The 13,053-nt window shown below is 69.4% G+C and carries 14 protein-coding genes; 4 read left to right on the forward strand and 10 right to left on the reverse strand.

Annotated features, from left to right (window positions below; all coding sequences use genetic code 11):
• Positions 1–90 precede the first annotated feature (90 nt).
• Positions 91–291 (forward strand): hypothetical protein, encoded by a 201-nt coding sequence (locus ACV530_RS14170; RefSeq protein WP_494332762.1) that lies wholly within the window; start codon positions 91–93, stop codon positions 289–291.
• Positions 292–318: 27 nt separating this feature from the next.
• On the opposite strand, the gene qcrB is transcribed toward ACV530_RS14170, so the two are convergent.
• From qcrB to ACV530_RS14205, 7 genes are all read right to left on the reverse strand, one after another.
• Positions 319–1,956 carry a cytochrome bc1 complex cytochrome b subunit gene (qcrB, locus tag ACV530_RS14175; protein WP_494332763.1) on the reverse strand — a complete coding sequence of 546 codons (1,638 nt, stop codon included), beginning with the start codon at positions 1,954–1,956 and terminating at the stop codon, positions 319–321.
• A 213-nt stretch (positions 1,957–2,169) separates the two neighbouring features.
• On the reverse strand, positions 2,170–3,663 hold the full coding sequence (locus tag ACV530_RS14180; RefSeq protein WP_494332764.1) for a GlnX family signal transduction membrane protein: 1,494 nt from the start codon (positions 3,661–3,663) through the stop codon (positions 2,170–2,172).
• A gap of 135 nt (positions 3,664–3,798) precedes the next feature.
• The gene (locus ACV530_RS14185) at positions 3,799–4,485 is read right to left on the reverse strand and encodes a nucleotidyl transferase AbiEii/AbiGii toxin family protein (protein WP_494332765.1); all 687 of its coding nucleotides are present in this window, start codon (positions 4,483–4,485) and stop codon (positions 3,799–3,801) included.
• A gap of 24 nt (positions 4,486–4,509) precedes the next feature.
• Positions 4,510–5,118, reverse strand: coding sequence for a hypothetical protein (locus ACV530_RS14190; RefSeq protein WP_494332766.1), 609 nt, complete (start codon positions 5,116–5,118; stop codon positions 4,510–4,512).
• A 13-nt stretch (positions 5,119–5,131) separates the two neighbouring features.
• A complete protein-coding gene (locus ACV530_RS14195) occupies positions 5,132–7,189 on the reverse strand; it encodes a hypothetical protein (protein WP_494332767.1) in 2,058 nt (685 codons plus the stop codon).
• A 28-nt stretch (positions 7,190–7,217) separates the two neighbouring features.
• Entirely contained in the window at positions 7,218–7,403 is a 186-nt protein-coding gene (locus ACV530_RS14200) for a hypothetical protein (protein ID WP_494332768.1), read from the reverse strand.
• Positions 7,404–7,405: 2 nt separating this feature from the next.
• Positions 7,406–8,008, reverse strand: a complete 603-nt coding sequence (locus ACV530_RS14205; protein ID WP_494332769.1) for a hypothetical protein — start codon at positions 8,006–8,008, stop codon at positions 7,406–7,408.
• A 202-nt stretch (positions 8,009–8,210) separates the two neighbouring features.
• Between ACV530_RS14205 and ACV530_RS14210 the strand changes: the two genes are divergently transcribed.
• Complete coding sequence (locus ACV530_RS14210; protein WP_494332770.1) at positions 8,211–8,594, forward strand: helix-turn-helix domain-containing protein; 384 nt, start codon at positions 8,211–8,213, stop codon at positions 8,592–8,594.
• Positions 8,595–8,787: 193 nt separating this feature from the next.
• Entirely contained in the window at positions 8,788–9,030 is a 243-nt protein-coding gene (locus ACV530_RS14215; RefSeq protein ID WP_494332771.1) for a hypothetical protein, read from the forward strand.
• 96 nt (positions 9,031–9,126) lie between these two features.
• Here ACV530_RS14215 and ACV530_RS14220 read toward each other — a convergent pair whose 3' ends face one another.
• The 3 genes from ACV530_RS14220 to ACV530_RS14230 all read right to left on the reverse strand — a co-directional run bounded on the left by ACV530_RS14220 (position 9,127) and on the right by ACV530_RS14230 (position 11,931).
• Positions 9,127–9,525: a rodlin gene (locus ACV530_RS14220; protein WP_494332772.1), complete on the reverse strand. Its 399-nt coding sequence runs from the start codon at positions 9,523–9,525 to the stop codon at positions 9,127–9,129.
• Positions 9,526–9,699: 174 nt separating this feature from the next.
• The gene (locus tag ACV530_RS14225) at positions 9,700–10,095 is read right to left on the reverse strand and encodes a rodlin (protein WP_494332773.1); all 396 of its coding nucleotides are present in this window, start codon (positions 10,093–10,095) and stop codon (positions 9,700–9,702) included.
• 270 nt (positions 10,096–10,365) lie between these two features.
• Positions 10,366–11,931 (reverse strand): MDR family MFS transporter, encoded by a 1,566-nt coding sequence (locus ACV530_RS14230; RefSeq protein ID WP_494332774.1) that lies wholly within the window; start codon positions 11,929–11,931, stop codon positions 10,366–10,368.
• 140 nt (positions 11,932–12,071) lie between these two features.
• Here ACV530_RS14230 and ACV530_RS14235 point away from each other — a divergent pair, with 140 nt between their 5' ends.
• A complete protein-coding gene (locus ACV530_RS14235; RefSeq protein ID WP_494332775.1) occupies positions 12,072–12,650 on the forward strand; it encodes a TetR/AcrR family transcriptional regulator in 579 nt (192 codons plus the stop codon).
• Positions 12,651–13,053: the final 403 nt, after the last annotated feature.

Genomic DNA, 13,053 nt, shown 5'->3' on the forward strand with positions numbered 1-13,053 from the left:
CGACCCGAGTTCAGGCGGGCCGCACTCGCGCATGGGGCTTCACGAAGGCAAATACAACTGCGGCAACCTCACAGCGCGACCGTCCACTCGTTGACGAGCCGCCTCGCACGCGCCGCGTCCTCCGCGAAGACCAGCACCTCCAGCCGCCACCGCGACCGGGACCGGGACCGCGACCGCACACACGGAGCGCACGTGGACCGGATCCCGCACGTGTCGAGGAAACGGCGGACCTCCTCCGCCGCGGCCGCCGAGCCGACTCGCGCCACCGGCACCAACAGCCCGTACGGATAGCACCCTTTCCGCCGCCGGAACACCGGCTCAGTGCCGGCCCTCGACGACCTCTTCCTTCTCGTGGTGCTCCTCGAGCACCGCGTGGTACTCCTCCACCGTCGGCTTCGGGATCTGCCCGAACTCGCCGAAGTACGCGGCGGACAGCCGCGCCCTCATCCGGTCCATCCAGCCGATCTTCCGCGGAACGCCGTTCTCGTCGACCGCGGGCGGGAGTTCATGGACCTCGTACTGCTCGTGCCCGGTGAAGGAATAGAGGTCCTGGCGCGACAACGGCTCGTGGATCTCGATGAATTCACCGTGCGGGACGCGCGTGATGATGCCGGACTCCCGGCCGTGCAGCACCTTCTCGCGGTCGCGGCGCTGCAGCCCGAGGCACCACCGCTTGGTGATGACGAAGACCACCACGGGCAGCACGAAGAAGGAGATCCGGACGAACCAGGTGATCGCGTTGAGGGACAGGTGGAACTTGATGGCGAACAGGTCGTTGCCGCCGCCGATCAGCAGGACCGCGTACAGCGAGACCCAGGCCGCGCCGAAGGCCGTACGCGTCGGATTGTTGCGGGGCCGTTCGGTGATGTGGTGCTCGCGCTTGTCCCCGGTGACCCAGGCCTCGAAGAAGGGATACAGCCACAGGACGAGGAACACCGTGGGAAAGACCAGCAGCGGGATGAGGATCCCGAGGATGAGTGTGTGGCCCAGGAAATTGATCTCCCAGCCCGGCATGATGCGGATCAGTCCCTCGGAGAAGCCCATGTACCAGTCGGGCTGCGCGTCCGTCGTCACCTGGTCGGGCCGGTAAGGCCCGTACGCCCAGATCGGGTTGATCTGCGCGATCGCCGAGAAGATGCCGAGCACGCCGCTGACGAGGAAGAAGAAGCCGCCGGCCTTGGCCATGTAGACCGGCAACAGGGGCATTCCCACGACGTTGTTGTTGTTCCGGCCGGGCCCGATGCCCTGGGTGTGCTTGTGGTAGATGACCAGGATCAAGTGGGCCGCCAGCAGGGCCGCCATGATGCCGGGGAGCAGCAGGATGTGGACGGTGAACAGCCGGGGGATGAAGAGGTGCCCGGGGAACTCCCCGCCGAAGAAGAACATCACCAGATACGTGCCCACGATCGGCACGGACAGAATGGCGCCCTCCATGAACCGGATGCCCGTTCCGGAGAGCAGGTCGTCCGGCAGCGAGTAGCCCATGAAGCCCTCGAACATGCCGAGGAACAACAGGCTTGCCCCGAAAAGCCAGTTGAGCTCGCGCGGCTTGCGGAACGCACCGGTGAAGAAGATGCGCATCATGTGCGCGAGCATTCCGACGACGAAGACCAGAGCCCCCCAGTGGTGCAGCTGACGGAGCAGCAGTCCACCACGTACGTCGAAGCTGATGTCGAGCGTCGACTTGTACGCGTCGGACATCCGGATGCCGTTCAGCGGCGTGTAGCGGCCGTGATAGACGACCTCGCTCATGCTGGGCTCGAAGAAGAGCGTCAGATAGACACCCGTCACGATGATGACGATGAAGGAATAGAGCGCGACCTCGCCCAGCATGAAGGACCAGTGGTCCGGAAAGATCTTCCGCATGTTCGACTTGGCGAGCGTGTACAGACCGACGCGGCCGTCGGCCCAGTCCGCGAGTCTCTCGCCCTTGGGCGTCTGTTGCGTGTTGGTCATGCGCGGCGCTCCCGGAACCTGGTGGCTGCTCGTCCGTGACGCACACGACGGCAGCCCGATGCGGGGCCCCGCTAGATGATGTCCGGGTCTGCCCGGTCCTGGCCGCATATCGCCGTGCTTGTCGCTACGGGGACATCTTCCACATGTTTGTCGTGGAACGCAGGATTTGCGGTCCGAGTCGCCCGCCCGGCCCAGCCGTCACCGGCCCGGCCATCACCGGAACTCGGCGAGCCGGGGCCGAAGGCCCAGCACCGTCAGCGCGGCGGCGAGGAACAGGGCCGCACCGGCAGCCGGGAGGAGGAAGGAGATGTCGTCCCGCCCCTCGTGCACCTTCTGGGTGAAGACGGCGGCGTTGATGTCGATGTCCTTGCCGAGGGCGGTCATCCACTCCTCGAAGTGCGCGTTGGACTTGCCCGCATCCCAGCTGATGCCGAAGTCGGTCGCCTCCCGCACCCGGCCCCCGGCGACCAGTGCCCGTATCTTCCGGTCGTCGCGCTGGTAGACCTCGTACGCCTCGACGGTGCGCTCGGCGGCCTCGCGCTCCCCGGCGAAGGTGATGTTGTCCAGCTCGCGCCGGAACTCACCGGTGAAGCGCAGGTCCCGGTGGTCCGCCCGGTAGTCCTGCCAGGTGCTGTGGAGCCGGTCGGCGTACGTGGGCAGGGTCGCGCCCTCGATGCCGTAGAGACGCTGCGACTTGTCGAAGTAGGAAGCCTGGTACTGGTCGCGGCGCCCGGGGTCGAGAAGGTAGCGGCTCTCGTCGGCGTTGACGTCATAGGCGATGGCCCGGGCCCGGGAGAGCGCGACGACGGAGTCGAACGAGTCGTGCCGGGCGATGCGCAGCTGGTCGGAGGCCCGGCCGAACAAGGTGCAGCCGAGGACGATCGCGACGACGGTGCACAGCGACGCACCGGCCAGCGCCGGGTTGACGACGCGCCGGAAACTGCGCGTCAGGTACCACTGCAGCACACCGAGGACGGCCAGCAGCAGAACGCCCACGCCCACCGTGGCGGCCAGCTGGACGGTGAGCCGGGACTGGGCGGCGTCGTGCTCCTTCAGGAAGGTGGCGTCGGTGGTGTCCACCAGGGTCCGGGCATGGCCGAGGATCGAGTTCCGCAGCAGGTCGGTGGCGGTCCGGTAGCGGTCGATCGCGGTGGCCTTGGCGTCGGGACGGCCGTCCTCCTCCCGGGCCTCGCCGATCACTTCCTGGTAGCGCGCGAAGCTCTCGGTCAGGTCCTCGACGGTCTTCTCGGCGGACCGGTCGCCGTTGACCGCCACCGCGAGGGTGCGCAGCTCACGGCTCGCGGTCCGGCGGGCCTCGTCGTAGACCCGCAGCGCCTTGTCGTACGAGACGCCGTTGCGGTCCCGGCCGTTCGTGCCGCTCGACAGCAGGAGGTTGGCGGCCTGGGCGTCCATGTCGCCCAGGGCGAGGTTCAGGTCCGCGGCGCTGACCGTCCGGGGCGCGTCGGTGTCGGCCACCGTGGACCAGGTGCCGGACAGCGCGAGCCCGGACACCACGAGCAGCACGGCGAGTGCACAGGTCACCGCCAGCGTCGCGGCCCGCAGCAGCCGCAGCCGGGCCGGCACCGTCGCGGTCAGCCGCCGGGCCCGCTCGACGACCGTGGTGCGTACGGCCGGAACCGGCCGGGCGACCGGCGCCCGCGGCGCCACCGCGCCCGGTCGGTGCGCCGTACTGGCGGTGCTGGCCACGCGCCCTCCCCCTCAGGCCACGGAGGGCATTCGCTCCTCCGTGCGAGGCATTGTGCGGCGGTACGCGGTGGCCGATACCAGTCGTTGACGCGTCTCTGATGAGCAACTGCCGGGGTATTGACGCGACGTTGACACCTACTCGTCTTCGTCCGGCGAGTCCTCGTACGGCGCCTCCTCGGCGAGCCGCTCCCCGATGTCGTCGGCCCAGGCCTGGGCCCAGCGGCGGAGTTCGGCCGTCTCGTCCTGGTCCAGACCGCAGGCGGCGAAGGCGCGGTCCTCGAGCCAGTCGGTCCCCTCGAGCCGGGCCTGGAGGTCGGCGAGGTCGAGGGGACCGTGCGCGTGGCGGCGGCCGAACTCCTCGAGTTCGGCCGCCGGCCACCGGCGGGCCGCGGCCCGTACGTCGACGAGGTCACGGGCGAGCCCGCGGTCCGCCAGCGCCCGCACCTTGGTGCCGACGAGGTCCTCGACGGCGAGGACCGGTCCGTACCCGGTCGGCACCGGCGGGCGCCACATCGTCTCCTTGAGCACGACGACCTCGCAGTCCTCGCCCGTCACGGGGTCGGCGACGACGCAGCGGGCGACGAGCGGCCCGGTCTCCGGGTCCCGTACGTGCCAGCCGCGGGCCTCGAGGCCCGCCCGCAGCGCCGCCGCGATGGCGTCCATCGGTTCCTGGGCGTCGGTGGCGAGGTCGAGGTCGGTGCTGTCCCGGTCGACCAGCCCGTGCAGGCGCACGGCGTGCCCTCCGGCGAGGACGAGCGGATACGCGGCGCCCACCGTGACCAGGTCCCTGAGCAGCCGCTGCTGCGTCTCGCCGAAGCCCATGGTCCGTCAATATCACGCGAACCGTCAGTGGGCGGGCCAGCCCTGGAGGTGGCGGTGGACGGTCACGTCCGTACGGGCGTTCTTGAGCACCGACGTGACCTCGGCGGCCAGGGCGTCGGCCTGCTTCTTCAGCTCCGCGGCCGGGAGGGCGGAGCGGCCGAGCGCGTCCAGCCGGCCGTGGATGTCGGCCAGCTTGAGCCGGGTGGTGCGGTCGAGGGGGGTGGGCTTGTGAGAGGCGACGATGAACTGGTAGGCGCCCGCGAGGGTCTGGCAGCCGGTGCAGTTGCGGTTGTCGGCCCGGCCGGTGTTGACGGCGTTGAGGTGGAAGTGCTCGCCCGCCAGGGTGACGATCTGGAAAGAGAGCGCCACCGAGCGGCACTTGTCGTTCGCGGTGCAGTTCATGTCGGTCGCCAAAGCCTGGTTGCGGATGTTCGCCGCCGAGACCCTGCCCAGCTGGTGGACGGTGAAGCCGTCCCGGAAAGCGACGTGGTGCCGGTGGTTCGCGGCTGTCTGCACCAGGTCTCGGGCCTGCAGGGTGGCCGCGGAGGCCTGTGCGGGCATCGCGCTCGCGGCGCTCGCCACTCCCGCGGCGAGCAGGCCGAAGCGCAGCGTGTAGCGGTGGATGGTGCTCATGGGCCCTCCGGGTTCAGTGGTGTACGGGCGGCGGCGGGGCCGCCGCGGTGGAGACGGGCGCCGGTGCCGGCGGCGAGGCCGGGCCGTCCGGGACGGGCTTCGGCGCCGGACCGGTCGCGGGCGCGGACGGATGCGGGGCCGCGCTCGGCACGGGCGCCGGCGATGGTGCGGTGGTGGGCGCGGGCACCGGCTTGGGCACGGGCCGGGCGCTCGGCGACGCGACCGTACGCGGAGCGGGCCGGGCGGACCGGGACGGTGACGGAGCCGCGGGGGACGGGGACGGTGACGGCGGGAGCAGCGGCACGGACACGGGCACCGGGCTGCGCCAGGGCAGCGGGGGCACGACCGGCGCCGCGCCGCCCGGCCGCTGCGACGGGATGTGGCGGTGACTCCCGCCGGGAACCCCGCCGGTGCTGAAGCCGGCCGGGGACGGGGGTGCGGTGGGGACGTGGGGCTGGAGGATCGGCGCGATCGGCGGCGCGGGCGGCAGCGGCTTCGGGGTGACGCCGGTGGTCCACGCGTAGCAGAGCCCCGCCAGGACGCCGGTCACGGCCAGCACGAGACCGGCCCGCAGCCGGGGGCGCTCGACGGTGGCGCGCACGGCGTTGCGGGCGAGGCGCCCGGTGAGCCGTACGGACAGGTACGTCATGCCGGCGAGCGGGCAGATGAGCATGAGGCTGCCGAGCACACCGGCGAGCCCGCTCGCGAGCTGCGCGTCGGCGAACGCCTCGTACGTACCGGTGAGTTGCTGGATCAGGGACCGTGCGCCCGTCTCGATCAGCCGGGGCAGGTTCCACAGCCCGTAACAGAGGTCGGCCAGCAGCAGCGGCACCATCGTCAGCACCCAGCCGGTGACGATGACACGGGTGGAGCGCTTGAGGTCGGCGATCGCCGGCTCGGGGCGGCGACCCGGGATCATGCTCAGCAGAATCGGTCTGATCTTGCCGAACAGGTCGGGCACCCCGGCGAGGTCGCCGAGGATGAAGTACCCGTCCAGCCGCACGGCGGGCATGAGCTGCTCCAGCACCTCGAAGTGCCCCAGGTAGACGGCGCAGAGCAGGAGCGGCTGGCCGGTGAGGAAGTAGACACCGGTCAGGCCGAGCATGAAGACGACGTTGAAGTACACGCCGCCGAGATCGGTACGGATCCGCCCGGCACGGCCGATGCGGTAGACGTCGGTGACGTCCGTGTACATGGACGGCCAGATGAGGAACAGCCCGCAGCCGATACAGCCCGGCAGCGCGCCGCTGTAACGGCAGGCCGAGGCGTGGCCGAACTCGTGGAAGACGAGCGAGGCCACGGTGAGGCCGAACACCGCGAGCAGCAGCAGGGGTTGGTCCAGCACCTTGAGCACGGGCGTCATCGCGCCGTGGACCGCGAACAGCCAGGTGTCCATGGCGACCGCGCCCAGCAGCACGAGCACGACGGCCAGCGGCCGGTGCAGCCAGGCGAGCGAGCGCGCGATGGCGCCGGTGCGCCGCTCGCCGAAGACGATGCGATGGCCCTTGAGACTGAGCAGCAAGTCCGAGCGCGGGCCGCCGACTTCGTCGCTGTCCTGCCCCTCGGGCACGACGAGCCCGAGGGGCTCGAGCTTGTGCTCGAGGAGGTGGGCGATGTTCTCCGGGCTGACGTCGCGCCCGTACTCGGCGCTGACCAGCCGTGCGACACCGCTGGTGTCGCGCACCCCGTCGATGGCGGACACGACCAGGTGGAGCAGCAGGGAGAGCTGCACCACCTGGCCGTCGCCACGCCGGGCGAGGTACTTGGGCACGGTGAACCCCGAGCCCTGGTACTCGCCCAGCAGCCGCAGCCCGGCCGCGCGGCGTGGGACGGGGCCGGGAGGCGGCGGCCGCTCGGGCAGTACGGACAGCGGCCTGGTGGCGGCGAACCCGGCGGCTCCCCCCTCCTCGTACGCACCCAATCCTGCGTACGGGAAGCCGCCGGGTCCCGGCACCGGTGCGTCGGCGTCCCCTGTCGTGTCGTCCGACGGTGCGGTGCGGGTCTCGATCAGCGTGGTGTCGCCGGTGTGATGGCGGCCTCGGCCGGCCTCGTGGTCTCCGACCACCGTCATCTCCTCCCCCTTCGGCGAACCTTGGTGACTACTGCTGGGTGCCGACCGACTGCACCCCCTCGGATCCGTCCTGCGCGCCCGGGTCGGCGGCGTTCAGGTCCGTGGGGTGTGCGGCCGTGCGCGTGATCCGGGAGAAGCTGAACTTGAGCTTTCCCAACGCTTCGCGCCGGGGCAGCAGTTCGGCCGATTCGGCCTCGAGCTCGTCCGGACTCATGCTCACCCCTCGACGACGACCGACTGCTGGGCCTGGGACTGGGCGCCGGCACCCGGGGAGCACTCGTTGTGGGCGGACGAGTTGTTGTGCGCCTCGACCTGAGTGGTGTTGTGCGAGTGGCTGGTCACCGTGTTGTCGGAGTTGACGTGTGAGGTGTTGTGGTCGACGCGGGTGTTGTGGGAGTCCACGTTGTGCGAGTCGACGTTGTGGGAGTCCGTGTTGTGGGAGTCCACGGCGGTGTTGTGCGAATCGACCTGTGTGTTGTGCGAGTTCAGGGCGTTGTGGTCGACACGGGCGTCGTGCGAGTCGGTGTGCGTGGTGTTGTGGGAGTTGACCTGCGTAGTCGTGTGGGTGTGGGTGTTGGTGTGCGTGACAGTGTTCGTCGTGTTGTGCGAGTGGACCTGCGCCGAGTTGTGGGTCGTGTTGTGCGAGTTGACGTGCGCGTCGGCGCTGTCGTGCACATCCGCCTGGTTGTGCGTGTGGACGTGCGCGCTGTGCTTCGCGACGTGCGACCCATGGTTGAAGCTGAACTTCAGCTTCCCCAGCGCCTCACGGCCGGGAAGCAGTTCGGCGGACTCGGCCTCGAGCTCCTGTGGGTTGAGCATGATGATCCCCCTCTGGGACGGTGGTTGCGCAGCGGCAACGGGCAGGCCCCCCACCCGTTGTCCGATGCGATCGGACGGGCTGTCCAACGAGATTGGACGCTAGTGGGACACGGGCCCCCCGCGCAAGTGGTTCCTCTCGACAGCCCCCGTAGAATCGGTTCACCCGAGCCGACCATCACAAGCGGAGCAGGAGCGACCGTCCGTGGCCAACGCACTGCAGCAGATGATGAGACAGCGACTGGACCGGCAAGGGTGGTCCTACGGGGAGGTCGCGCGCAGAGGCAGCATCCCCCGCTCGACCGTGCACCACCTGGCCACCTCCGAACGGCTCGTCCGCATGCCTCAGCCCGCCACCCTCGAGGGGCTGGCCCGCGGCCTCGAGCTGCCGCTGGACACCGTGCGCCGCGCCGCCGCCGAGGCCTGCGGCATCCACCTCTACACGCCGCCGGAAGCGCCCGGGAGCCCGCACCCCGACCCCGAGGTCGACCTGCTGATCGCCAGTGTCCAGCGGCTGTCCTCCGAGGACCGCCGGCACGTCGCCGCCCTGGTCGAGTCGCTCCTCGACCGCACCCCGGAAAGCGAGTGACAGCGCGGCCCAACTCGCCGCACGCACCTGCGCATTACGCTCGAGACGCCCCGCCCGGAGCGCCCGGTTCCCGGCGGGGGTGAATTCTGCGAATATTCCCGTCCGGCCGCGCGCGGCACCGTTTTCGCCGCTATCGTCACGGGCCTGCGCCCGAGGCCAGGGGGAATCCGTGCTCGTTGTCAGTGGTGGCTCCGTGTCCAACGCCGTCGTCCGGGGAAGCACCGGCGAGTCCGTTGTGCTGCTGTCCGGAGAACTGCCCGAAGTGCTCACCGATCAGAGCGTGTCCGAACTGCTCGACCTGGCGGCCGCGGTGCTGACCGGCGAGGAGATGGACCTCTTCCGCGAGTGCCTCGCCGCCCTGCGGCGCGGCGAGGGGCTGGGCGGGCGCCGGGTGGAGGTCGACGGGGCCGCCCTCACGGTCTACTACGAGGACTGACCGAGGACTGACGAGCATCGACAAGGGCTGACAGCGCGAGAGCCGCCCCCGGTGACCCGGGAGCGGCTCTGGGAACGGCGAACGAACGGCGAGCGGTCAGCGCTCGTGGTCGCCCCTGCCGTTGCCGGACAGGATCGGGATCTCGTCCAGGATGTGCGACAGCGGGTTGTCCCCGTTCTTCACCGTGGAGTTCTCCGTGCACTGCTGCGTTTGTGTCGAGGACAGGATCGGGATGTCCTGGAGGCCGACGTTGATCAGGCCGATGAGGGACTGGGCGTTCAGCTTCCCGATGGCGATGCACGGCTTGTTGAACGAGCCGTTGATCAGGCCCATTTGAGGACTCATATAGCCGCCGGTCCAGGTATTGCCGTACATCTGGACCGCTCTGTTCGCATTGGCGACGTCCGAGTCGTTTCCGATCGCCAGCGCGGGGCCGGCGGTGCCGCCGACGGCGGAGACCGTCATCGCGGCCATCGCCACTACCTTCTTGATCACGAGTATTCCTTCGCTCTGGGCGGGCGGACAGACAAGAGCTACTTGCCCAACCGCCACGACGCGCGGGAAGTTATCCCGCTTCACGCTTTCGGACCATCACGTAAAAAAGAAATTCCCCCCTGCCGCGGGGCCCGCACACCCGCCGCAGAGGGGAATTCCGCAACCGACCGGAGATCAGCGACCGTCGCCCGAGCCGTTGCCCGACAGGATCGGGATCTCGTCCAGGATGTGCGACAGCGGGTTGTCCCCGTTGTCGATCGTGGAGTTGTCGGTGCACTGCTGCAGCTGCTCGGAGGACAGGATCGGAATGTCCTGGAGGCCGACGTTGATCACGCCGATGAGCGACTGGACGTTGGCCTTGCCGATGGCGATGCACGGCTTGTTGAGCGTGCCCTGGATCAGACTCATCTGCGGGCTTTCCTTGCCACCGGTCCTGGTGTTCCCGTAACCGGTCTTCGCCCCGTTCGCGTTGGCGACATCGTGATCGTTGCCGATGGCCATCGCGGGTGCGGAGACGGCGCCTACCGCGGTAGCCGTCATGGCGGCCGTGGTGAGTACCTGCTTGAGCACGTCTATTGCCTTTCGATCGTGTAGCGCCCCCACTGAAGAAAGCGTTCTGACTAACTCCGCCCTCCGGGATCGGTTCCGGGCTTTCACTCATTCGAGCCAGTTTGGAACCGACCGGTATTTCCGGGAAATTATCGGGTGCGCGGTCGATACGAAAAAATGCGTGCATTGCGTTCGCAATTGATTTGGAGCGCATCGGCCGCCAAGTCGCCGCTGTGCGGAGGGACTTGGCGACGGCACGGATCATCCGCCGTGCGGTGCCCGGCTGTTGGATCACTCCGAGGGTGAGGTGACGAGCTCGGGGGAGACTCGTTCCGGTGATTCCTCCCGCACCCGGGGTCCGCGCCCGCCGCCGAGGAACCAGGAGGAGACGAGGGCGAGGGCGCCGATGCCCGAGACGTAGAGGAACACATGGTGGATGCCGCCGGCGACGGCGTGTTCGTAGGCGGTGCGGACGGCCGCGGGCAGCCGGCGCAGGCTCGCCCCGTCGAGGTTCGCCCCGCCGCCGGCCGCGCCGGCGCCCGCCGTGCCGAGCCGGTCCGCCATCACCTCGCGCACCTGGTGGGAGAAGACGGCACCGGCCACGGCGACGCCCAGCGAGCCGCCGAGGGTGCGGGAGAGGGTGACGGTGGAGGACGCGACGCCGATGTCCCGGAGCTCCACGCGCTCCATGGCGACCTGGGTGGTGTTCTGCATCAGCAGCCCGACGCCCAGGCCGAGTACGGCCATGTAGCAGCCGGTCTCCGTCCGGCCGGTGGCGGTGTCCATCCCGGTCATCAGCAGGACGCCGGCGACGAGCAGGGCCGAGCCGATGATGAGGAAGAGCCGGAACTTGCCGTGTTTGGTGACGTATTGGCCCGTCGCCGTGTTCACCACGACGATGCCGAGCACCATCGGGAGCATCAGCAGGCCGGAGTTGGTGGCGGAGGCGCCCTGGACGGCCTGCTGGTACAGCGGCAGGAAGGCCATGGCGCCGACCATCACGAAGCCCGCGAGGAAGGCCACCACGACGACCAGGGAGAAGTCGCGGTCGCGGAAGACGTGCGGCGGCAGCAGCGGTTCGGCGGCCCGCCGCTCGGCTACGAGGAGCGCGGCCGTCGCGGCGACGGAGAGCACGCCGAGCCCGAGGATCACCGGCGAGGTCCAGGCGTACTCCGTGCCGCCCCAGGTGGTGAGCAGCACCAGCGCGCTGATGGCGGTGGTCAGCAGGGCGGCGCCCGCGTAGTCGATGCGGGCCTCGGAGCGCTGCTTCGGCAGGTGCAGCTTTGCGGCGAGCAGCGCGAACGCGAGGATGCCGAGCGGCAGGTTGATGTAGAAGCACCAGCGCCAGCCGAAGTGGTCGGTGATGAAGCCGCCGGCGACCGGGCCGCCGACCATGGCGACGCCCATCACGGCGGAGATCATGGCCTGGTACCGGCCGCGTTCGCGCGGCGGGATCAGTACGGCCATCAGCGACAGCGCCCCGGTCATCAGCCCGCCGCCGCCCAGCCCCTGGAGGGCGCGGAAGCCGATGAGCTGCCCCATCGACCCGGCGAGGCCCGCCGCCGCCGAGCCGGCCATGAAGAGGGCGACGGAGGTGAGGAACGTCCCCTTGCGCCCGTACATGTCGCCGAGCTTGCCCCAGACCGGGGTGGACGCGGCCATGGCGAGCATGTAGGCCGAGGAGACCCACGAGAGGTGGGCGAGCCCGCCGAACTCCCCCACGATCGTCGGCATCGCGGAGCCGAGGATCAGGTTGTCGAGGGAACCCAGCAGCAGGGCCACGACGATGGCGGCGACGATGGCGTAGGTGCCGCGGGGCGCCGGGGGCGCGTCCTCGGCGGTGGATTCCTGCGACATGATCTCTCTCCCCGGAGACGATGCGGAAGCCCTCGCAAACTTACTTGCCGACGGGCTAGTTAGCTGAAGGCAGACCGTAGAGGCCAACTAGCCGGGCGTCAAGTAAGCTAATGCGGGACGGAACGAAGGAGCAGGACCCCATGGCCACGACCCCCCAGGGACGCAGGAGCGACACCCGCGAGCGCATCCAGCGGACCGCCCTGGACCTCTTCGTCCGGCAGGGCTACGAGAAGACCTCGCTGCGGGAGATCGCGGAGGAGCTCGGCGTCACCAAGGCCGCGCTCTACTACCACTTCAAGACGAAGGAGGACATCCTCGTCGCCATCTCCGACGAGCTCGGCCGGCCCGTGGACGAGCTGGTCGTTTGGGGCGAGGGGCAGCCGTCCACCCTGGAGACCAAGCGCGAACTGCTGCGGCGCTACAGCGCGCTCATGCGGGAGGCGGCGCCGATCTACCAGCTGCTCCACGAGAACCAGGCCGCGCTGCGCGCCCTCGACATCGGCGAGCGGCTCAAGGAGCGCGTGGTGCGCTTCTCGCGGCTGATCCACGAGGGCGGCGGGCCGCTGGCCACCCAGGTCCGCTATTCCAGTGCTGTACTCACCGTTCACTTCGGCGAATTGACCATGACGGCCATTCCGGGGGACCCCGAGGAACGCAGGCTCGCCGTTCTCGATGCCGCGCTGGAGATCCTGGACTCGGCCGCACGCCACGCCGGTTGACCACCCTCGCCCGGCGCCGGCGGTGACGCGGTGCCGGGCGGTGCACCGGTCAGGGCCGAATATTCCCGATCAGGTAGCAAACAATTGCGATCACAATGAGGGTCAGGACGACAGCTGTCTTTCTCTCCTTGCGCGACATGGTTTCCATCACGTCTCCCAGACGACCATCCGATGCATCGGACTGCCCTGACCGGGAAACTACCCGCGATCAGGTAACGACACCATGGATCGATCGAAAGTCTGAGCTTGGCTTGAGCTTGTTCTCTCCATGGCAATAGCCAATGGAATTTGACTGCCTGAGTGTCACGCGGGTACTCGTGCCGCAATACACCCAACACTTCCGCTCTCTCTCGTTATGGTCGGCGTGCCGTCCGCCCAAGGACCACCGAACCGAGGGAGCGCA

Source organism: Streptomyces sp. SX-6 (assembly GCF_059089585.1).

What these genes read in the sequence shown, in the direction of transcription:
- ACV530_RS14235 (WP_494332775.1), top strand. Translation starts at nt 12,072, where the DNA reads ATGGCCACGACCCCCCAGGGACGCAGGAGCGACACCCGCGAGCGCATC.
- ACV530_RS14195 (WP_494332767.1), bottom strand. Translation starts at nt 7,189, where the DNA reads ATGACGGTGGTCGGAGACCACGAGGCCGGCCGAGGCCGCCATCACACC.
- ACV530_RS14230 (WP_494332774.1), bottom strand. Translation starts at nt 11,931, where the DNA reads ATGTCGCAGGAATCCACCGCCGAGGACGCGCCCCCGGCGCCCCGCGGC.
- ACV530_RS14200 (WP_494332768.1), bottom strand. Translation starts at nt 7,403, where the DNA reads ATGAGTCCGGACGAGCTCGAGGCCGAATCGGCCGAACTGCTGCCCCGG.
- ACV530_RS14190 (WP_494332766.1), bottom strand. Translation starts at nt 5,118, where the DNA reads ATGAGCACCATCCACCGCTACACGCTGCGCTTCGGCCTGCTCGCCGCG.
- ACV530_RS14185 (WP_494332765.1), bottom strand. Translation starts at nt 4,485, where the DNA reads ATGGGCTTCGGCGAGACGCAGCAGCGGCTGCTCAGGGACCTGGTCACG.
- qcrB (WP_494332763.1), bottom strand. Translation starts at nt 1,956, where the DNA reads ATGACCAACACGCAACAGACGCCCAAGGGCGAGAGACTCGCGGACTGG.
- ACV530_RS14205 (WP_494332769.1), bottom strand. Translation starts at nt 8,008, where the DNA reads ATGCTCAACCCACAGGAGCTCGAGGCCGAGTCCGCCGAACTGCTTCCC.